The sequence below is a fragment of the Methylophaga sp. SB9B genome (genome assembly GCF_004832235.1).
In the GTDB taxonomy this organism is placed as follows: domain Bacteria; phylum Pseudomonadota; class Gammaproteobacteria; order Nitrosococcales; family Methylophagaceae; genus Methylophaga; species Methylophaga muralis.
Map to the genome: position 1 here is coordinate 54,782 of NZ_SSXS01000009.1, position 19,582 is coordinate 74,363.

The window sequence follows — 19,582 nt, forward strand, 5'->3', positions numbered from 1 at the left end:
AGATTAATCCTTCAACCACTCTTCCACTGTTGGCAATAAGGAATCTCTTACCGATAAGTTATCTACCGGTAATGGCCAATTAATAGCCAACTCAGGATCCTGAACATGAACTCCACCTTCAACTTCTGCAGAATAAAACGCAGTGTGAAAGTAAATTAACTCACTTTCCGCCTCTAAAGCCTGAAAACCATGAGCACAACCTTCCGGAATAACTATCATTGTGTTGTTTTCCTGGCTCAATTTTTCTGCATGCCATTGTAGGAAGGTCGGCGACTCAGGGCGCAAATCCAACAAGACATCCCACACTGCCCCCTTAACACAGCGGATAAATTTCATTTCCGCCTCAGGAAAGCGTTGGTAATGTAAGCCTCGAACAGTACCCTTAGTAGTCGTTCGGCTGAAGTTCACTTGCTTGACTTCACGTTTTGCAAGAATAGGAGCCAGCGTTTTCTGACAAAACAATCTGGAAAACTGGCCTCTCTCATCTGCAAACGTAGTCTGTTTAATAACGAAAGCATCTGGAATGTCCAGCGATGTCAGTAGCATGGTCATAACCAGCTGACACCTGACTTGCTGGCATCATCGACATAGTGTTGCCATTGTATTGCCGTATCGACCCGGCCCTCTTCTACAAATTTTTTATACCAAAGGGCTGTATTTTCAGTGGCTTGATTCAAGTCCCACACTGATTTCCAAGCTAATTGTTTACGTGCTTTATCACTATTAATACCAAGGCAGATCGTCTCATGTAGTGAGGCATCATCTGAAATATGCCAAGAAAACGCTGGCCAATGTGCATGGATGGATTCCAACACATCATTCACGGTGGCAAATTGCTCAGAGTCAGGACCAAAATTCCAGGCTTGTGCATAAGCGACCTGCCTCTCCAATAACTTTTGCCCCAATAACAGGTAGCCGCTCAATGAATCCAAAACATGTTGCCAAGGTCTTGAGGATTGGGGAGAACGAACTTCTAGCGGCATATTTGTCATGACACTTCTGACAGCATCAGGGATCAATCGATCGACTGACCAATCTCCTCCTCCAATAACATTCCCTGCTCGGGCAGTGGCTAATAAAACATCTTGCTGCTCAAAATAAGATTTTCGGTAACTATCAACTACCAGTTCTGTAGCTGCTTTGGAAGCACTGTAGGGATCATGACCACCCAGACGATCAGCTTCCGTGTAACCTTCCTTTTTTTCATGGTTCTCATAGCACTTATCACTGGTGATAACCACAATGGACTTAACAGATGTTATGTGTCGGCAAGCTTCTAACAGGTTAACCGTTCCCATTACATTCGTTGACCAAGTTTCGCGAGGCTCAATATATGAAAGTCTGACAATGGGTTGGGCAGCTAAATGAAAAACCATCTCGGGCTGCCAGACGGAAATAACTTCCGTTAAAGTTTGATAATCACGAATATCAATGATTTTTTGCTGTATATCGAGATTTAATAAAGACCAATGATTGGGGTCTGTATCTGGCTCCAAAGCTAAGCCATAAACTTTTGCCCCCATCTGAGATAACCAAAATGCCAGCCAGCTTCCTTTAAAACCAGTATGTCCGGTAACTAATACTTTTTTATCTCGATAAATATCAGCAAACATTACTCCCAAACCTTCCAGGGAGCTGTTGTCTGCCATAGATTTTCTAAGTTGACTTTATCTCGTAGCGTATCCATTGCTTTCCAAAACCTGTATGACGATAGGCCATTAAAGCCTGCTGGTCTGCCAGTTTTTTTAGCGGGGTTTCTTCCCATGCTGTGTTAGGTCCATCAATAAAGTCTATGACTTGTGGTTCCAACACAAAAAAACCACCATTGATCCATGAGCCATCACCTGCTGGTTTTTCTTGAAACTGTTCGACACTCTCACTATTTAGGTTAAGTGCGCCGTATCGCCCTGGCGGTTGGATGGCAGTTACTGTAGCTAATTTTCCATGCGCTTGGTGAAACTCAATCAGTTTCTGAATATTAATGTCAGAAACACCATCACCATAAGTAAAGCAGAATGTCTCATTCCCAATATACTCTCTTACTTTCTGCAATCGTCCACCTGTTTGAGTGTCTTCTCCCGTTTCAATCAGAGTGACTTTCCATGGCTCAACATGCTTTTCATGAACTTGCATTTCGTTATTTGCCATATCAAAAGTGACATCTGACATATGCAGAAAGTAATTGGCGAAATATTCTTTTACTACATAGCCTTTGTAGCCAAGACAGATAATAAAGTCATTGACTCCATAGTGAGAGTACTGCTTCATGATATGCCAAATAATGGGTTTTCCACCTATCGTAATCATTGGCTTGGGCTTTAGGTGTGACTCTTCACTGATTCTGGTGCCCAAACCGCCGGCAAGAATGACTGCTTTCATAGATGGTCCAATGTGATTAAGTTGGGCCTAAAGTGTTTCACAAATAGTTAAACAACGACAATCCCTGAACTTTAACATATACCTGCTGTGCCGCTTGAAGTCCTACCGATTGCAGATTTAAACGGCTGATTGCTTCAGCCATATCCAAACCTTCAATCTGAGTAAGAGTAGTCTCTAAACTGAACTTAGAACTTTCATTGATATCCTGTTGCATGGTAATAGCATTTTGGCGTGTACCAATTCGCGTTCGTGCTTCTAAAGAGGCATCCATAGCGTAATCCATATTTGCCAGAAAATCGCCATTGTTCGGTGGCGTTCCGACCGTACCGGTAGATAATGAATTACTGAAATTCTGAATGGTTTGAAATATGGCTTGATTGGGCCCAGCGACCGTTTGGGTGACAAACAAAGTATTACCGGGTTCATTAATTTCGACCAGATAGCCATCACTGACACGCAATTGGCGCTGTCCGCCATCACCGTTGTATGCAAAAGTTGTTGTGTCAAATGGCTGTACATCGGATTGATAACCCGAGAAAAAATATTCGCCATTGGCATCAGTACTATTCACTAAGGCAACCAAAGAGCTGTTCAACTGATTAATTTCTTCGGCAATACCTTGTCGTGCGTTATCACTATTGGTATCGTTGAGCCCTTGCACAGCCAACTCACGGATCCGCTGCATAATATCACCGGCACTTTTGAGGACCCCATCAGTGGTGCTAAGACGACTCTCTGCAACATCCGCATTGTCCTGATACTGCTTGGCAAGACCGATTTGACGTTGCAAATCCAGCATTTTAACGGCACCGATTGGATCATCCGATGGGGTTAGAATTCGTTTAGTTGTTGAAACCTGTAATTGCGTTTTCGCAAGTTCATTTTGTTGCCGCAACATCGCTTCCAGGCTCTGCTGGGTAATGTAATTAGTGGAGATCCGCATTAGTCCATCTCCTATAAAGCATTAAGTAATGAATTAAATACCGTATTAGAAACGGTAATGATCTGTGAGGCAGCCTGATAGGCTTGTTGAAACTTGATCAGATTAGCAGCTTCTTCATCCAGGTTGACACCTGAAACACTCTCAGCACGTTGACGAATTTGACTGACCAATCCTGCCTGGGTTTGCTGGGTTACAGACGCTTGATTTGTTCTTGTCGCGACTTGAGAAACAATGGAACCATATTGTTCATTAAACGAGCGAGAAATAACCGGTGGGCCGGGATCCAACACCACAGTGGTTTTGTCTGTTTGCAGAGCGGCCATTGCCAAGGCATTTTCATTATTACCGACACCGGAATTGGTCGTCGATGAAGCCGCGATTAATCTGGTATCGGTGATGGCCATCCGCATCGTGCCTGCCGTAATTCCTGCAGCATCAAAGAAATCAACACCGGCATTGCCGTTCAGATCAATACCATTGTCATGCACATCATTGAATGCTGTAACAACAGCTTCAGCCAGCACATCTAGTTCGGCACGGGTTGTATCCACGATACTGGTACGAGCAAGCAAAGCTCCACCGATTTCACCACCGGTAATTTGTTGGGTGACATTTATCTGTGAAGAGCCAAAACCAATTGCGGTTCGTGGAGGATTTGTGCTGTTATCAGGAATGGCGGAAAGCACAGTCCGCGTATTGCCAACCACCAGACCTTGCCCATTACCGATAAACACATTGACTGAACCATTAGCCTGCTCAACCACATTGACTGAAACCAGTTCAGAAAGATCGTTGATTAATTTATCGCGTTTATCGAGCAAATCATTGAGTTGATAGCCTGCAGCCAGAGATTCCGATATAGACTTATTTAAATCCACAATGCCTTGAGACAACACATTAATATCATTAATGGATACTGAGATAGTGTTATCAATTTGTCGATCTAGTTCGCTTAATTGACTATCCATCGTGTTAAAACGATTCGCCAGTAATTCCCCTTGCGTTAACATTACTTGCCGGGCAGCAATGGAAGTCGGATCGTTGGCAACTTCTTGAACAGAGTTAAAAAATGCTTCCAGACCACCATTGATGCTTAATGAGGAAGTGCCCAATAAATCATCAACCTGTTTGGAAAATGTCAAAAAACCGTCTTGCTGAGATTCTGCCGAAGTGTAAGTTCGAATCTGATTGATCAAAAACTGATTGAAAATACGATCAACACCAGTGATTCCAACACCGTTGCCAATGTAATATCCGCCTTCAAAATTGGCAGGTTGGGTGCCTTGATCAGTTCGCTGTCGTGAATACCCAGCAGTATTTACATTACTGATGTTATGACTGGTTGTGGCCAGTGCCGTTTGGGCGGCTAATAAAGCGGAACTACCAATATTCAGCATGCTCATTTAGATCATCCTCTGCGAGCTTTTGCTGGGTTAATACCCCAGATTCTGAATATATTTATGCGAAATCTGTGCCAGTGTGTCGCCATTCATGATGCGTTTGATTTTATTGGCATATTGCGGATCGGTGGCATAGCCAGCTTCATGCAGTTTTTCGACAAATCTTTCCGGTCTGGCGACATGTTTTAATGCTTCCTGATAACGCGGCTGAGACTGCAAGAAGCTGACATAATCATCAAACGATTGCTGATAGTCATCATATGAACGGAATCGGGATTGTTCGGTAACCGGTTTGCCATTGCGATATTCCAACGCATTTTTCGCGACAAAATCACCATCCCAGCGGCTGTCGGCTTTGATATTGAATAAATTAAAGCTTGATTGCCCTTCATTATCTTTGAGCACATATCGGCCCCAGCCCGTTTCCAACGCCGCTTGTGACAAAATGACATCTGCTGAAGTACCCAATCTTTCTGCCGCTTTCTGAGCTAGCGGCCATAATTTTTCAACAAAATCTTCCGGTGACTTAAACGCTGCGGCATAACCTTCATTTGCGTGCTGGCGGCAACTTCATCAATACTGTCTTCATTAACCTTGTCAGCCTTTTCATGGATCTCTTTGACCATGCGCCGCAAGTCTTGACGAACGGTGACCGTATCAAAACTAAAGGTTTCACCGCCAGTTGGAATATCTGAACGGACCTCGCCTCCCAACTGCCGAAGGATCACATCCTGCAAGCCCAGCCCGCCACGTTTGGATAAATCCATTGCCAGTTGTTGGTCGGCCATATCGCGATAGGTTTTGCTGTGATTAGAATCAAATATGCCTTCAGCGAGACTGGCCTGACGCATGCTTTTCAACATCATCGTGGTGAATAAGGATTCGAATTGAGCGGCAACCTGCCGCATTGTTGCCGCATCATTGTCAGAATTTAATGCCGACTGACGTAATTGATTAAGCCCATGAAAATCCGTGGCGTTTTGCTGAATATCTGCAGGGATAGTCATGGCTTAATCAATTTACTTAAATTATGACCAGCTCAGCGCGTAAAGCACCGGCTTGTTTTAATGCTTCCAGAATAGCGACCAAATCGCCTGGAGCAGCACCTACCTGATTCACCGCACGGACAATTTCATCCAGAGAAACACCAGGATTGAATACAAACATTCGGCTATTTTCTTCGGTGATTTCGATATTGTAGTTAGGTGTAATGACGGTTTCCCCTGCTGAAAAAGCATTGGGTTGAGACACTTCCGGATTCGCAGAAATGGTTACCGACAAGCTGCCGTGTGTTACAGCCGCTGGACTGACACGAACATTTTGTCCAATAACGACCGTACCACTGCGTGAGTTTACGACCACCCTGGCTGCCGCCTCTCCTGGGTTCAACTCAAGGTTTTCAATTAACGATAAAAACGGAACGCGTTGATTCGGATCTCTCGGCGCATTGACTCTAACGGATGCAGCATCCATGGAGCTTGCTGTGCCACGACCCAAGGTTTGATTAATCGCATCAGATAAACGACTTGCCGTAGTAAAGTCGGCTTGATGTAAATTCAAAATAATATAGTCACCGACATTTAATGCATTTTCCACAGTACGTTCAACTGTCGCGCCGTTGGGGATACGGCCTGCACTGGGAATGTTTACCGTTACCCGCGATCCATCTCCCGCCTCAGCACCAAAGCCACCTACTACCAGATTACCTTGCGCCATCGCATAGACCTGACCATCAGCACCTTTAAGTGGTGTCATGATTAAACTGCCGCCTCGCAGGCTTTTGGAATCACCAAGTGATGACACTGTGATATCAATGGTTTGCCCGGGTTTGGCAAAAGGCGGCAAATCGGCATGGACAGAAACTGCCGCTATATTTTTGCTTTTAGGATCCACTCCTGCCGGTAAGGTCACTCCCATCTCACGCAACATACTGCGTAACGTCTGGCCGGTAAAAGCCGTTTTATCACCGGTTCCGCTTAGCCCTACGACCAGCCCATATCCGACAAGTTGGTTATTACGCACACCGCCGATAGAGGCTAAATCTTTGATTCGTTCAACTGCCTGAGTAGCCGTCATCATTAACATTAATAAAGCGGCAAATAAGGTATTTATTGTTGTTTTCATTACTCTAACCTCTTAGAAAGGCATTAACGCACTGATGAAGAACCGACTGAGCCAGCCCATCGTGTTTGAATCATTAGAAACTCCATCTCCAACATAGGTAATCTGGGCATCAGCAATACGAATGGATGAAATGGTATTGGTAGCATCAATATCGCGAGGACTGATCATGCCGGTTAAACGCACATATTCATTACCCTGATTAATGGTGACAACCTTCTCACCTCGGACAATCATATTGCCGTTAGATAACACCTCAACCACTGAAACACTGATATCACCGGACAGGCGGTTGTTTTGTTCACTTTCACCTTCACCATCAAAACTGTGATTTGAGCTGGTGCCAAAGGCTAAATTATTGTTATCCGTATTTGCTAGAGGTAAGCCACTTGGAAGGCTGAATTGGGGTGTTGAGCCAAAAATCGTTGGGTTGTTGATATTGTTACTGCCACTTTTAGAAACAGATGTAGTCGCTTCTTTTTCGGCGTCAGTTCGCTCCTGCAAACGCACCGTCAAAATATCACCTACCCGGCGGGCTTTGTAATCTTCGTACAACGTAATATTGTTACGCACATCAAAGATGGCGCCATCATTACGTTCCACAGGAGCGGTGGCTACCGGACGTACTGCAGCATAGGCAGGATCGCGTTTTACTTCTTTACTGACACACGCGGTAAGTAAAACAAGAGAAGTAATTGTCAGCAGTCGGTAAATGAATTTCATACGTGTCTCCAGGACAAACTTGTGTACAAAAATTATCTTGCAGAGTCCATGCCAGAATTTGTCGAAACTTAGAAAATTGATGGACGAATATTTGCCATAAAAAAACCCCGACGAACATGAGCTGTTCTATCGGGGTTAGTGTTATTTGATTACAGGTTTTGGCTAGCGTATTGCAGCATTTGATCCGCTGTCGAAATGGCTTTGGAATTCATTTCATAAGCCCGCTGGGTTTCGATCATGTTAATCAGCTCGGTGACTACATTAACGTTTGAGGTCTCTAAAGCACCACCGATTAAACGACCAAAACCATCCAGGGTAGGTGTGCCGGCAATAGGTACTCCACTGGCACCTGTTTCTTTAAACAAATTTTCCCCTACAGGTTGCAAACCGGCAGGATTAACAAAATTTGCCAGCTCAATTTCACCAATCACTGTCGGTTCATTATCGCCTGGTTGGGTTACGCTGACGGTTCCATCAACACCAATCGTAATGCTTTGTACGTCATCAGGAATATTCAGACCTGGATCCAGAAGATAACCATTCGACATGACCACATCGCCGTCAGCGTTAATCTGGAAGCTGCCGTCGCGCGTGTAGGCAATATCACCATCTGGAAGCAGGATCTGAAAGAATCCCCGACCATCAATAGCAACATCTAATGCATTATTGGTTTGGATAATATTACCTTGGGTGTGCAGTTTTTCAGTGGCAACTGTACGCACACCAGTACCAATCATCAGACCGGAAGGTAATTGATTGTCCGTAGTAGTTTGCGCGCCTGGCTGGCGGATGGTCTGGTACAACAAATCCTCAAACACGGCCCGATCCTGTTTAAAACCGGTGGTGTTTACGTTTGCCAGATTATTTGAAATAACCGACATTCTTGTTTGTTGAGCATCCAGTCCGGTTTTCGCAATCCACAATGCCTGATTCATACTGTCTCTCCTAAAAACGCTGTTGCAATGTTACTAACCATTTATCTGCAACATGCGTGCCGACGCGGCGCTATTTTCTTCTGCAGTGCTCATCATTTTGACTTGCATCTCATATTTACGTTGTAGCTCAATCATATTCACCAAAGCACCCACCGCATTAACATTGCTGCCCTCGATGGTGCCGGACGCCACTTTGACCGTAGCGTCTAATGGTGCTTCAGTGCCATCAGCCATACGCATCAGGCCATCGCTGTCTTTAAAGACATTTTGTAGATCGGGTTTAACCAATTTAATCCGGTCAATTATTGCTAATTCGTTTTCTGCTCCGCCAATCGGCCGAATAGAAATAGTACCGTCAACACCTATATCCATTTTTTCAGCCGGCGGAATAGCAATGGGTCCACCTTCACCCATCACCTGTAAACCCGTGCCGGTGACTAATTGACCAAATTCTGTGACATGCAGATCGCCAGCACGGGTGTAACCTTCACGACCATCCTTACCCATGACAGCAATAAAGCCTTCGCCCTGAACAGAAATATCAAGTTCACGTCCCGTGGATTGAACACTACCTTGCTGATAATCGGTGGCAGGCCGTTCGGTCATTGAATAGACACGTGTTGGTAAACCTTCACCAAACACCGGCATCGATCGAAATTGTTCTAAATCAGCACGAAAACCTGTGGTGTTAACGTTAGCCAGATTATTGGCATTGGTCGCTTGCGCCAGCATAGTTTGCTGAGCGGCATTCATTGAGATATACAACATGCGATCCATAATTAACCTCTTAACTTTTCAAAACCAACATTAATCATTAACAAACTAACGTAAGTTGATAATTGTTTGGGTGATGGCATTATTGGTTTCAATGGCTTTTGAGTTGGCCTGGAAATTACGTTGTGCGGTAATCAAGCCCACCAGCTCTTTGGTCAAATCGACATTTGATGATTCCAAGGCACCTGACTGAATCAGGCCAAAGCTTCCGGTTCCCGCTTCACCAATACGCACATCTCCAGAAGCAAAAGTGGCTTCCCAGGAAGTATTACCGATTTGTTTCAAACCTTGCGGGTTCGGAAAGTCAGCTAATACAATTTTGCCGATATTGACGGTTTGGCCATTTGAGTATTGCGCTTGCACCAAACCAACATCATTTATATCCAATCCGGTTAGTCGGCCAGTTGGAAATCCATTTTGGTCGGTATCTAAAATTGTAAAAGCTGCTGAGTTTTGGGTTGAACCGGCAAAGTTTATCTCAAGATTTAAATCGACAGCACCACTGCTTAAACCTGAAAAAGTGTAAGTTTCAGTTGGTGTTACTCCAGCATCCAAAGCACCACCCAAAGCAGGATCAAATGTTAATGTTTTACTCGTCTGACCAGCACCAAACTCTAAACGCGTCTGACTGCCTACAGGTTCATTGATATACACCTCGACTAGCCATTCATTATCAACATTCGTTTTTTGATAATAGTAGGTAAGCGTACTTTCATTACCCAGCGAGTCAAAAATATTGCTGGAGGTTGAATTGGTATAAGTAGTTGGATCTGTTGGATCTATTGCAGTGACTAACGGATCAAACCCCGGTGCCGTTGACGGTAAATTTGCCGCAATATCTACTTCGGTTGTCGCTTGTGGCACCCCCGCGGCTGCAGGTAAACGAATAGGGCTTGTTCCACCGAGGGCCGTAGACGACACACTGCCATTAGGATTAACAGGAAACCCAAGCAAATATTGGCCAGAGCTATTGGTCATATAGCCATCACGATTGATATTAAATGCACCGGCCCGACTATATATAACTTGCTGCGTATCCAAGGCTGGAGACAAAGCATAAAAGCCCTGACCATTACCGCTAATTGCCAGATCAAGAGAATTATTGGTGACTTCTAAATTCCCTTGATTAAATTGCTGGGCAACATTGTTCAATACAACACCAGTGCCGATCGCCGTATTACTATTACCGAAAGTTGATAAGGCATAAACATCACCGAATTCTGCTCGAGAACCTTTAAAACCAATGGTATTAATGTTGGCAATATTATTTGACTTCACATTCAAATCGGCAGTGGCGGCATTGAGGCCTGTTAATGCTGTATTAAATGACATGATGTTACCCCTTAAATAATTTCTTGAACTTCACTAAACGGTACCGAACCGATACCGGCCAGATTGATGGTCAATCCTTGACCGCCTGAGCCAACTAATACGCTATCTACCTTGGCAACAACTGCTGTAGGAAATGCGGTGTTTTGCCCATTCACTGAACCCGTTGCCATAAACTGGTAAACACCTTCAGGTAAGGCCTCACCATCGTTATTCAAACCATCCCACTCAAAGTTGGTATAGCCCGACGCTGGCCCCATTGGAATGGTTCTGACTAATTCTCCATTAGCGCTGTAAATTTTAATTTCTAGATTTGAAACCGGCTCTGCGACGTTAATTTGTCCACGCATTGGTGAATCAGGAGTCATTACACCGATTGATGATGGAACCATCACTGAACGGCCAACCAATGAAGAACCTTGCAAGCTTGATCTGATTGCATCGCCTTAGCAAAGCTGGCGAATGAATCCTGCAAATCACTGATACCACTGACTGTGCTGAAGGAAGCTATTTGCCCGAGAAAATCACCACTCTCCATTGGTTTAAGCGGATCCTGATTCATCAGCTGCGTGGTCATCAAGGACATAAAATCCTCCATTTGCAACTTACCCGGGTCTCTCTCTTCATCCTTCGCAGTTGAGTTGTTCGTACTGTTGAGAAAAGCATACGGGTTATCATTTACACCATTAATTGCCATTTGAATAACTCCCTGTCGTTATTTGCCAAGCTGCAAAGTTTGCAGCAGCAATTGTTTGGAAGTGTTGGCAATCTCAACATTGTTCTGATACGAACGAGAAGCCGACATCATATTTGCCATTTCTGCAATGGCATCCACATTTGAGTGATAGACATAACCATTTTCATCCGCCAACGGATGTGAAGGATTGTATTCCTGCCGAACTGGGGCCTGACTTTCTGTTATTCCCAAAACCTGAACCGATCCGGATTTAAAACCCTGTTGGGCATCATCTAAAACCGTCGCGAAAATTGGTTGGCGAGTGCGGTAAGTTTCATTCACACTGCTGCTGACACTGTCCGCATTGGCCAGATTACTGGCTGTAGTATTGAGACGCAGTGACTGCGCGCTCATGCCGCTGCCTGCAATATCGAAAATATTAAATAATGACATGGCAGATTATTCTCCTTTGATCGCTTTGGTCAGACCTTGAAAGCGACTGCCTAAAAACTCCAGGCTAGCCTGATACTGAATCGCATTTTGCATAAACTGTGCCTGTTCTACTTGCTCATCGACGGTATTGCCATCTAAAGAGTCCTGAAGTGTTGTGCGATACTGCGTTGCCGCTTCAAAAGGGTTTTCACCGTTACCGGCAATGTGCTTTTGATGAGTTGTGTTTAAAGCGGCAGATTTTTGCCCAGACGCCGCCATCTGCAATGCCGTTTGAAAATCCATATCCTTTGCTTTGTAATTTGGCGTATCTGCATTCACCAAGTTGGTCGCCAGCATTTCTGCACGCTGAGTCCTGATTCTTAATGCATCTGCATGAATTCCCAGGGCTGAATCAAAATTTATTGGCATGCTGTTTCTCCACCACAAACATTCACTTTCACTTACCATAAGCATCATGCGTGCCATAAATTATTTTCATTAATTATCAATTGGTTACCAGTTGTACGGCAAACTCACAAAACCAAAGCGGCAAGCTATTGCCACTCGGCATAAACCTTGGATTACAGCTGCTATAATCCCGATACTTTTGAGGCGTCAATTGAAGAAAATCCTGCTGTGGTCGATACATTTGCCAACTGGCTCACGTATTTAAAAAATAGATAGTGGCCGAAGCTTATAAGTTCTTGACCCACAATGTTTTTAGCGTTAAAACCGAAGTCATATATGGAGCGACACCAAAGTGAAAAAGTTTGCGGCAAATCGTGGTTTCACACTGATAGAGTTAATGATCACATTGGTGGTGGTTGTCATCTTAGTGTCAATCGCCGCTCCAAGCTTTGGCACCATGATCAGGGAAAACCGTGCAGCCACTCAAGCCAACAACCTCCTTTCATCTCTTCAAGTCGCTCGTTCCGAAGCCATTAATCGTAGTGTTCGGGTGAGTATGCGTCGGCTCAGTAACACCAATAGTGTCTGGGAAGATGGCTGGCGTATTTTTACCGATTGGGATGGTGATGGTGTTTTTGATGGTGATTTGGATGAAAAGGATTGCAGTATAGAAGGTCAGGATTGTTTACTAATGGAGCAGCAACCGCTAGGCAACAATATTTCACTAAGGACGGGGGGCGTGCTTACAGTAGGTTTAACATTTTTACCTTCAGGTGAAGTGAGACGTTTAGGAGGCGGCAGTCCAAGCGATACGTTTACTTTGTGTATTCCGGACACTAATCAACGAAGCATTGTTATAAACCTCACTGGTAGAGCCCGCATTGCTGAGGGGGATTTATGCCCTTAACTCAACGTGGTTTTACTCTCTTAGAAGTCATGGTTGCTGTATTTGTATTGGCCATCGGTCTGCTAGGCATGGCCCACTTACAAATCACCTCGCTAAAACATAATCAAAGTGCTGAGTTTCGTACACAATCGGCCATGATGGCAGCAGATATGCTGGACAGAATGCGGGCAAACCGAGAAGCGGCTCAGAATGGAAATTATGCCATAGCTATAGGGGACGAGCCCCCAAGCAGTACCAATACAATTGCCGATGCTGACATTGTCGAGTGGCTTGAAAACCTTTCTTCCTATCTTCCCAATGGGTCAGGACAAATCGCATGTGGGGCATTTAATGTGAATAGCGAGTTTGTTTGTGACATTACGATTAGTTGGACCGAAACCCAGAACGATGGGGATGATTACGGCGATTTAGGCACTTCTACTTTCACTCTCAGTGGGGCCATTTGATGACTCCTGTAAAAAAACAACAAGGCTTATCGTTAGTCGAGTTAATGATTGCCATCGTCCTGGGATTAATTTTGGTAGCAGGTGTTATCGAGTTATTTGTTAATAATCGTCAGGTATATCGTGTTCAAGATGCTCAGTCCCGCTTGCAGGAAAATGGCCGCTACGCGATGAAGGTGATCACCCAATCGATTGAACGCGCAGGCTATCTTGGATGTGCAACACGTTCTGCGCTAAACATAAATAATATATTGAATACTCCGAATGATTATCTATGGAATATCACTACACCAATTGAAGGCAATGAAGCGACTGGGGAGAACCAATGGACCCCGACTCGTGATGTACTTATTACCTCTCCAACAAGTGGGTCGGATATTCTGACTATTCGCACCATTGAACCGCCAGAAATGAGAGTGGTATCGCATCCTACTACTGGTGCACCAGGCAGCGCAGCTATTACGGTTAATAGTGGCAATGGACTTGCTCTTGGAGATATTGTCTTAGCTCATGATTGTGTTGCAGGAGCAATTTTTGAGATAACTTCAGCGACCCCAAACAATGGAACATTGGAGCATGCACAAGGTACCGGAACGTCCGACACTCCCGGAAATTCTACGGCAACGTTAGGTTATAACTTTGGTGCTGGTTGGGTTAATAAAATTGCTACTAACAGTTTTTATATCCGGACACGCGCTAACGCCAATGTTCCCTCTTTATATCTCAAAAATGGCACGACTGACCCGGTAGAGATTGTTGAAGGTATTGAGTCTATGCAAGTTCAATACGGCGTAGACACCTCTGGAAATGGTGCTGCTGATACATATCAAACAGCAGATCAAATTGGCAACTGGAACAACATAGTCAGTGTTCGTATTAGTTTAGTGATGGTCAGTGTGGAAAATAATCTCACGGTAGATGGTGCCCAACCCTATAACTTGGAGGGGGTCACCGTTACACCTGGTGATCGCCGTCTTAGACGCGTATTCACACGAACAGTGACATTACGTAATCGTGTTTCATAGCAGGAATCAGTCGATGAAAAAACAAACTGGTGCAGCGTTGATGGTGAGTTTAGTCATCTTGTTAATAATGACAATGATTGGACTAGCAGCCATGCGAACCAGCTCTATGGCAGAAAAAATGGCAGCCAATACACTGGATGTTGAAATAGCGTTCCAAGCTACTGAAATCGCTTTACGCAGTGCGGAATCCTGGATTGGATCTTTAACCGTCGAACCTGATCCCAATGACAGTGGCTCTAATAATATCTGGGTTGCAGAGGCAATGGACCCTGAACTTAACAATGTTGAAAGTTGGTGGCATGAACGTGGTGCTGACTGGTGGGCAGCAAATGGTATTGCCTCTCCGTCAGATATTACTTTTGAAACAAATGCAGGTGCAACTACTATTACCACGCCTCGATACATCATCGAATATCAACAATTTGTCACCGACGATCTGGTAGTTGGCACTGGCGGCGGTCCTTCTACCGGCCGCGTATATTATCGAATTACAGCTCGTGGTACGGGAGGTAGTGATCAATCAAGAATCCTGCTGCAAAGCACTATGGCTAAGAGGTTTTAATCATGAACAAGTTAGCTTATTTATTGAACCTCTTTATGCTGCTAATTTTCAGCCCAGCGATTGCATTTACGGCCCCGTTGAATTTGAGTAATGCCCCTTTATATCTTGGCGGCAGTGCAGAGCCAAACATCATGTTCATTTTGGATGATTCAGGATCAATGATGTTCGAAATTACCCAGATGAATTGGCATTTTTAATCAACTCACCTCAATCGATCACAGGGTTTGTTTATCCACGGGCAAATAGTGTTTATGGTTCTGACTATGATCAAAGCTTTGTCCAAGTAGCAACGGTTGATGACAACAATGCCTACAACGCCAGAACACGCTCCCCCCAATTTAATGCGAGTTACTATAATCCTTCAGTAACATATGTTCCCTGGACACGCTCTGACAATAGTTTATATCCAAATGCCTCAATCACTTGTGCTTGGCATAATCCATTGAATACTGGTTCATGTCCAAGTGGTACGGGCACAGCTGGAGCAATAAACTCACTAGCTAGAAATCTTACTCGCGATAATGGTCGCTACAATAATAATAGATGGCGTACCTGTAACAGTGCAGGTACCTGTAGTAGTAGTACTGTTGATAAAACATTTTGGCCAGCAACTTATTTTTGGCACAACACTGGTGATGGATGGAGCTGGAATCATTACACCAAAGTCGAAATTCGATCATCCATCACAAGTTATACAGGGCATGGTCGTATAAATAGAAGCGAGTGTTCAAACGGTACTTGCACTTACGATCAAGAAATCCAAAACTTTGCTAATTGGTATACCTATTATCGCTCAAGAGTTCTCTCTTCACGAGCAGGAATCGGTAAAGCATTTGCAACACAAAGTGAAAGCAAAAGGATTGGTTATGGTGCTATTAATAAAGCATCTAGCTCAGTTGATGGTCAAAACACAAGCACAATTGTGAGAGGCATAAGACCTTTCATAGGAGATGATCGAGAAGCTTTTTTCAATGAGTTATATGGTCGAGATATTCCGGCTTCAGGCACACCGCTACGAAAAGCACTAGATGATGCCGGGCAGTATTATTCACGTACGGGTGATGCAAGTCCGTGGAGCACGACCCCTGGTGAATCAGGTGGCGAAGATCTGCAATGCCGGCAAAGCTACAGTATTTTGATGACCGATGGATACTGGAGTGGAACCAGCACGTTTCAGGCAAGTACAGCTGACGCGAGAGCCAATGTTGATGGCTCTCAAGGGCCTGATATAACAGGTCCAAAAGGTCAAACTTATAAATATAATCCAAAAACACCTTTCTCTGACAATAGAGGTAATACGCTTGCTGATGTGGCAATGTATTACTGGAATCGGGATTTACGCCCGGACCTCGATAATAAAGTACCAACAACAGCCCGCAACGAAGCATTTTGGCAACATATGGTGACTTATGGGGTATCGTTTGGTGTTAGCGGATCTATTGAAAAAGCTGATGCTTGGGCGGCAGTAGCAGCTTCAAGCACTGATTCGCCAATTACTATTACCTGGCCTGATCCTGATGCCGGAAGCTCTAATTGTAATGGTGACGCTTGCGCAGCGCGTTTGGATGATCTTTTACATGCCTCAATCAATGGAAGAGGAGATTTGTTCAGTGCGGACGACCCTAAAACATTCGCAGAATCTATTTCTGCCATTCTTGCTAACATTTCAGATGAAACTTCATCAGCATCTTCGGTTGCATTAAATTCAGGCTCAATTTCAAGTGACAGTAAAGTCTTTCAGGCACGCTTTAACAGTGGGGATTGGACAGGACAATTACTTGCATTTCCAATAATAGATAATAGTGAAGACGCAAATTTCGGTGAACTATCATCCCCAGCAGCCTGGGATGCCAGAAACCTAATTCCAGCCGCAAATGATCGGAATATCATTACCTTTGATGGATCACATGGCCGGCCATTTCGATGGGACAATATATCTGCTGAACAGAAACTATTATTAAATAACGAACCCACGCTTGAATATTTGCGGGGTATTCGTACTGGTGAGCAAAGTAATCAAGGAGGAACTTTCCGTAATAGAAATTTCTTGTTGGGTGACATTATTAACTCTGCCCCAGCTTATGTTGGAGCACCAATCCAGCGTTATCCAGATTCATGGGGTGCTGGTGCAGCTGAAAGTACAGCTCCTTATTCAAGTTTTAAAGCAACCAATTCTAATCGTCAGCCTCTTGTTTATGTTGGCGCTAATGACGGAATGCTTCATGCATTTAATGCGGATACCGGTGCTGAATGGTTTGCTTATGTTCCTGCCAGCATTTATCCCAACCTTCCTAGTTTAGCCAATCCAAACTATACACATAAATATTTTGTTGACGGCAGTCCAACGGTGGTTGATGCATTTATAGGCGGAGAATGGCGTACTATTTTAGTTTCTGGATTAGGGGGCGGCGGACAGGGAGTCTTTGCCTTAGATGTTACGAATCCTAGTGATTTTTTAAGCGAAGATAGCGCTGCCAGTAAAGTCTTATGGGAGTTTACTGATGCCGATGATGGAGATTTAGGCTTTACCTATGGTCAGCCTAGCATCGTTAGACTTCAAAATGGTGATTGGGCGGCTATTTTTAGTGGAGGCTATAACAATACTGTTGATAATAATGCAGATGGCGATCCAAATACTGACAGCGCTACTGGAAATGCAGTTTTATTTATTGTACGCCTCGCTGATGGTGAATTAATCGAAATCATTGATACAGAAGTTGGAACAGCTCAAGATCCAACGGGGCAAAACCGTCCAAATGGCCTTGCTTCTCCAGCAGCTGTCGATGTAGATGGTGATTTTATTGTAGATTATGTATATGCCGGTGATCTTTTCGGCAATATGTGGAAATTTGACTTAACCAGTAGTACTCCTTCAAATTGGGGCGTAGCCTATGAGAATGGCGGTAACCCGCAAGCACTTTTTCAAGCTTGTTATATTGAGGATTCAGATCTACCAGTTGCCTCTGATTATGTATGTCCAGCAACTAACATCCAACCGATAACGACACGTCCTCAAGTTGTTCGGCACCCTACTTCGAATGGTTTTCTGGTTTTATTTGGTACAGGTAAATATCTTGAAGTAAATGACAACAGTGTCGAAGATCAAATTACACAAACTTTTTATGCTGTATGGGATAAGCGTCAGGAGGAGTTAACCCCATTCAACCGCTCAAGTTTATTAAAACAGCAAATAACCCAGGAAGTTAGTGTGGATGGAACAAGTTATCGTGTAACTTCAGATAACAGTATCAATTGGACAAATGAATTGGGTTGGTATATCAACTTGCTTAGTCCAAGTACCACGAATAATTTTGGTGAAAGGCAGGTCAGTAATTCCATAATTCGTAATGGCCGAATTATCTTCACCACATTGCTACCATCAGATGATCCTTGTGACTTTGGGGGATCTGGTTGGTTAATGGAACTGAATTATGCAACAGGCGGACGGTTATCCTATTCACCTTTTGATATTACGGGTGATGGAATTTTTAATGAGGCAGATTTCATCTGTATCGCTAATTGCGATTTAGATGCAGACGGAAATCCGGATCCGAATAGAGTTTTGGTACCTGCAAGTGGTAAAAAATCAGAAGTGGGCATTATTCCAACACCAAGTATTGCTAGCGAAGCAGGAGGTCAGCGTGAATTTAAATATACCAGTGGTTCTTCAGGCAATATCGAAGTAACGGTGGAAAATCCTGGTCCTGGATTTGAGGGAAGACAATCATGGCGCCAACTCGATTTCCAATTCAGGTAATATTAAAAATTATGAAAACATTACTGACACTATTTTTGCTTAGTTTTAGTGTAACAATCTATGCATTGGTTTCATTCCCTTTCACTGGCAAGGTGACCCAACATTTCAATGATTCAGTAAGCATTGAAATCGAAGGAGAAGCCTATTTAGTAAATGAGCAAACAGTTATATATAGTGATTCTGAAAATACAAAAAGGATTACGGTTGGAACCACTGTCGGATATGAGCTCGATGACAGTTCAAACAGTAATCCTTTACCAACTATCAAAACGTTATGGCTTTTAGATAGCAACAAATAATCAAGGTAACTAGCGATGAATAAGCAAAACTACGGATTTACCTTAATTGAATTGATGATTACGGTTGCTATCATCGCTATCATTGCTGCGATTGCTTATCCGTCGTATCAAGAACAGGTAAGAGAAACTCGAAGAACGAATGCTCAGGCTGATTTGTTAGAGCTTTCAAGCTATATGGAACGTTATTACACCGAACGATTTAGCTATGTTGATGCAGCATTACCTTTTAACACCTCCCCCAAGCAGGGCGGCACTGCTTTTTACAACTTAAGTTTCCCTGCGGATCCTGATGCCAATTCATATATTATTCAAGCGGTTCCGACTGGATCGCAAGACAATGACCGTTGTGGCACTATGACGATCAACGAAGTTGGACAAAGAAATGCTGATGAAGCAAATTGTTGGTAATAATTAGCTAATAAAAACAATAAACCCGCTCAACGCGGGTTTATTGTTTTACGTCTTTGTA

The 19,582-nt window shown here is 43.8% G+C and carries 23 protein-coding genes; 7 read left to right on the top strand and 16 right to left on the bottom strand.

Going from position 1 to position 19,582, the window contains the following annotated elements:
* Positions 1 to 3: 3 nt before the first annotated feature.
* The 16 genes from E8Q33_RS10625 to flgB all read right to left on the bottom strand — a co-directional run bounded on the left by E8Q33_RS10625 (position 4) and on the right by flgB (position 12,141).
* A complete protein-coding gene (locus tag E8Q33_RS10625) occupies positions 4 to 552 on the bottom strand; it encodes a dTDP-4-dehydrorhamnose 3,5-epimerase family protein (protein WP_136554685.1) in 549 nt (182 codons plus the stop codon).
* Positions 549 to 1,649 carry a CDP-glucose 4,6-dehydratase gene (gene rfbG / locus E8Q33_RS10630; protein WP_136554687.1) on the bottom strand — a complete coding sequence of 367 codons (1,101 nt, stop codon included), beginning with the start codon at positions 1,647 to 1,649 and terminating at the stop codon, positions 549 to 551. Before rfbG ends, E8Q33_RS10625 begins: the two co-directional genes overlap by 4 nt.
* A 7-nt stretch (positions 1,650 to 1,656) precedes the next feature.
* Positions 1,657 to 2,379, bottom strand: a complete 723-nt coding sequence (gene rfbF / locus E8Q33_RS10635) for a glucose-1-phosphate cytidylyltransferase (protein WP_371413288.1) — start codon at positions 2,377 to 2,379, stop codon at positions 1,657 to 1,659.
* A gap of 37 nt (positions 2,380 to 2,416) precedes the next feature.
* On the bottom strand, positions 2,417 to 3,322 hold the full coding sequence (flgL, locus tag E8Q33_RS10640) for a flagellar hook-associated protein FlgL (protein WP_069296672.1): 906 nt from the start codon (positions 3,320 to 3,322) through the stop codon (positions 2,417 to 2,419).
* 11 nt (positions 3,323 to 3,333) lie between these two features.
* The gene (gene flgK, locus E8Q33_RS10645) at positions 3,334 to 4,725 is read right to left on the bottom strand and encodes a flagellar hook-associated protein FlgK (RefSeq protein WP_136554689.1); all 1,392 of its coding nucleotides are present in this window, start codon (positions 4,723 to 4,725) and stop codon (positions 3,334 to 3,336) included.
* A gap of 30 nt (positions 4,726 to 4,755) precedes the next feature.
* On the bottom strand, positions 4,756 to 5,190 hold the full coding sequence (locus E8Q33_RS16095; RefSeq protein WP_247870047.1) for a glucosaminidase domain-containing protein: 435 nt from the start codon (positions 5,188 to 5,190) through the stop codon (positions 4,756 to 4,758).
* 20 nt (positions 5,191 to 5,210) lie between these two features.
* Positions 5,211 to 5,729, bottom strand: coding sequence for a rod-binding protein (locus E8Q33_RS16100; RefSeq protein WP_247870048.1), 519 nt, complete (start codon positions 5,727 to 5,729; stop codon positions 5,211 to 5,213).
* A gap of 16 nt (positions 5,730 to 5,745) precedes the next feature.
* The gene (locus E8Q33_RS10655; RefSeq protein ID WP_069296669.1) at positions 5,746 to 6,846 is read right to left on the bottom strand and encodes a flagellar basal body P-ring protein FlgI; all 1,101 of its coding nucleotides are present in this window, start codon (positions 6,844 to 6,846) and stop codon (positions 5,746 to 5,748) included.
* Between the two features lie 12 nt (positions 6,847 to 6,858).
* Positions 6,859 to 7,566 (bottom strand): flagellar basal body L-ring protein FlgH, encoded by a 708-nt coding sequence (gene flgH / locus E8Q33_RS10660; protein ID WP_069296668.1) that lies wholly within the window; start codon positions 7,564 to 7,566, stop codon positions 6,859 to 6,861.
* A 149-nt stretch (positions 7,567 to 7,715) separates the two neighbouring features.
* A complete protein-coding gene (gene flgG / locus E8Q33_RS10665; RefSeq protein WP_069296667.1) occupies positions 7,716 to 8,501 on the bottom strand; it encodes a flagellar basal-body rod protein FlgG in 786 nt (261 codons plus the stop codon).
* Positions 8,502 to 8,534: 33 nt separating this feature from the next.
* Positions 8,535 to 9,278 (bottom strand): flagellar basal-body rod protein FlgF, encoded by a 744-nt coding sequence (gene flgF / locus E8Q33_RS10670; RefSeq protein WP_069296666.1) that lies wholly within the window; start codon positions 9,276 to 9,278, stop codon positions 8,535 to 8,537.
* Between the two features lie 45 nt (positions 9,279 to 9,323).
* Entirely contained in the window at positions 9,324 to 10,607 is a 1,284-nt protein-coding gene (flgE, locus tag E8Q33_RS10675; protein ID WP_069296665.1) for a flagellar hook protein FlgE, read from the bottom strand.
* Between the two features lie 11 nt (positions 10,608 to 10,618).
* Entirely contained in the window at positions 10,619 to 11,029 is a 411-nt protein-coding gene (locus E8Q33_RS16105; RefSeq protein WP_247870049.1) for a FlgD immunoglobulin-like domain containing protein, read from the bottom strand.
* Positions 10,996 to 11,301, bottom strand: coding sequence for a flagellar hook assembly protein FlgD (locus E8Q33_RS16110; RefSeq protein WP_247870050.1), 306 nt, complete (start codon positions 11,299 to 11,301; stop codon positions 10,996 to 10,998). Before E8Q33_RS16110 ends, E8Q33_RS16105 begins: the two co-directional genes overlap by 34 nt.
* An 18-nt stretch (positions 11,302 to 11,319) precedes the next feature.
* Positions 11,320 to 11,733, bottom strand: coding sequence for a flagellar basal body rod protein FlgC (flgC, locus tag E8Q33_RS10685; protein ID WP_136554691.1), 414 nt, complete (start codon positions 11,731 to 11,733; stop codon positions 11,320 to 11,322).
* A gap of 6 nt (positions 11,734 to 11,739) precedes the next feature.
* Positions 11,740 to 12,141: a flagellar basal body rod protein FlgB gene (gene flgB / locus E8Q33_RS10690; protein WP_136554693.1), complete on the bottom strand. Its 402-nt coding sequence runs from the start codon at positions 12,139 to 12,141 to the stop codon at positions 11,740 to 11,742.
* 331 nt (positions 12,142 to 12,472) lie between these two features.
* Between flgB and E8Q33_RS10695 the strand changes: the two genes are divergently transcribed.
* The 7 genes from E8Q33_RS10695 (at position 12,473) to E8Q33_RS10725 (ending at position 19,521) form a co-directional block, all read left to right on the top strand.
* Entirely contained in the window at positions 12,473 to 13,027 is a 555-nt protein-coding gene (locus E8Q33_RS10695; RefSeq protein WP_136554695.1) for a GspH/FimT family pseudopilin, read from the top strand.
* Positions 13,018 to 13,473 (top strand): type IV pilus modification protein PilV, encoded by a 456-nt coding sequence (gene pilV, locus E8Q33_RS10700; protein ID WP_136554697.1) that lies wholly within the window; start codon positions 13,018 to 13,020, stop codon positions 13,471 to 13,473. Before E8Q33_RS10695 ends, pilV begins: the two co-directional genes overlap by 10 nt.
* Positions 13,473 to 14,495 (top strand): PilW family protein, encoded by a 1,023-nt coding sequence (locus E8Q33_RS10705; protein ID WP_136554775.1) that lies wholly within the window; start codon positions 13,473 to 13,475, stop codon positions 14,493 to 14,495. Before pilV ends, E8Q33_RS10705 begins: the two co-directional genes overlap by 1 nt.
* A 13-nt stretch (positions 14,496 to 14,508) precedes the next feature.
* Complete coding sequence (locus tag E8Q33_RS10710; protein ID WP_136554700.1) at positions 14,509 to 15,057, top strand: PilX N-terminal domain-containing pilus assembly protein; 549 nt, start codon at positions 14,509 to 14,511, stop codon at positions 15,055 to 15,057.
* Between the two features lie 184 nt (positions 15,058 to 15,241).
* Entirely contained in the window at positions 15,242 to 18,814 is a 3,573-nt protein-coding gene (locus tag E8Q33_RS16115; protein ID WP_371413289.1) for a pilus assembly protein, read from the top strand.
* Positions 18,784 to 19,113 (top strand): hypothetical protein, encoded by a 330-nt coding sequence (locus E8Q33_RS10720; RefSeq protein WP_136554702.1) that lies wholly within the window; start codon positions 18,784 to 18,786, stop codon positions 19,111 to 19,113. Before E8Q33_RS16115 ends, E8Q33_RS10720 begins: the two co-directional genes overlap by 31 nt.
* A gap of 15 nt (positions 19,114 to 19,128) precedes the next feature.
* The gene (locus E8Q33_RS10725; protein WP_136554704.1) at positions 19,129 to 19,521 is read left to right on the top strand and encodes a type IV pilin protein; all 393 of its coding nucleotides are present in this window, start codon (positions 19,129 to 19,131) and stop codon (positions 19,519 to 19,521) included.
* The last annotated feature ends 61 nt before the right edge of the window (positions 19,522 to 19,582 follow it).

Excerpts from the sequence above, each read along its gene's own strand:
- flgH (WP_069296668.1), bottom strand. The coding sequence starts at position 7,566 with ATGAAATTCATTTACCGACTGCTGACAATTACTTCTCTTGTTTTACTT.
- pilV (WP_136554697.1), top strand. The coding sequence starts at position 13,018 with ATGCCCTTAACTCAACGTGGTTTTACTCTCTTAGAAGTCATGGTTGCT.
- rfbG (WP_136554687.1), bottom strand. The coding sequence starts at position 1,649 with ATGGCAGACAACAGCTCCCTGGAAGGTTTGGGAGTAATGTTTGCTGAT.
- flgE (WP_069296665.1), bottom strand. The coding sequence starts at position 10,607 with ATGTCATTTAATACAGCATTAACAGGCCTCAATGCCGCCACTGCCGAT.
- E8Q33_RS16100 (WP_247870048.1), bottom strand. The coding sequence starts at position 5,729 with ATGACTATCCCTGCAGATATTCAGCAAAACGCCACGGATTTTCATGGG.
- E8Q33_RS16110 (WP_247870050.1), bottom strand. The coding sequence starts at position 11,301 with ATGGCAATTAATGGTGTAAATGATAACCCGTATGCTTTTCTCAACAGT.
- E8Q33_RS10710 (WP_136554700.1), top strand. The coding sequence starts at position 14,509 with ATGAAAAAACAAACTGGTGCAGCGTTGATGGTGAGTTTAGTCATCTTG.
- E8Q33_RS10655 (WP_069296669.1), bottom strand. The coding sequence starts at position 6,846 with ATGAAAACAACAATAAATACCTTATTTGCCGCTTTATTAATGTTAATG.
- flgB (WP_136554693.1), bottom strand. The coding sequence starts at position 12,141 with ATGCCAATAAATTTTGATTCAGCCCTGGGAATTCATGCAGATGCATTA.
- E8Q33_RS10720 (WP_136554702.1), top strand. The coding sequence starts at position 18,784 with ATGGCGCCAACTCGATTTCCAATTCAGGTAATATTAAAAATTATGAAA.
- E8Q33_RS10625 (WP_136554685.1), bottom strand. The coding sequence starts at position 552 with ATGACCATGCTACTGACATCGCTGGACATTCCAGATGCTTTCGTTATT.
- flgK (WP_136554689.1), bottom strand. The coding sequence starts at position 4,725 with ATGAGCATGCTGAATATTGGTAGTTCCGCTTTATTAGCCGCCCAAACG.
- flgF (WP_069296666.1), bottom strand. The coding sequence starts at position 9,278 with ATGGATCGCATGTTGTATATCTCAATGAATGCCGCTCAGCAAACTATG.
- flgG (WP_069296667.1), bottom strand. The coding sequence starts at position 8,501 with ATGAATCAGGCATTGTGGATTGCGAAAACCGGACTGGATGCTCAACAA.
- rfbF (WP_371413288.1), bottom strand. The coding sequence starts at position 2,379 with ATGAAAGCAGTCATTCTTGCCGGCGGTTTGGGCACCAGAATCAGTGAA.
- flgC (WP_136554691.1), bottom strand. The coding sequence starts at position 11,733 with ATGTCATTATTTAATATTTTCGATATTGCAGGCAGCGGCATGAGCGCG.
- E8Q33_RS10725 (WP_136554704.1), top strand. The coding sequence starts at position 19,129 with ATGAATAAGCAAAACTACGGATTTACCTTAATTGAATTGATGATTACG.
- flgL (WP_069296672.1), bottom strand. The coding sequence starts at position 3,322 with ATGCGGATCTCCACTAATTACATTACCCAGCAGAGCCTGGAAGCGATG.
- E8Q33_RS10705 (WP_136554775.1), top strand. The coding sequence starts at position 13,473 with ATGACTCCTGTAAAAAAACAACAAGGCTTATCGTTAGTCGAGTTAATG.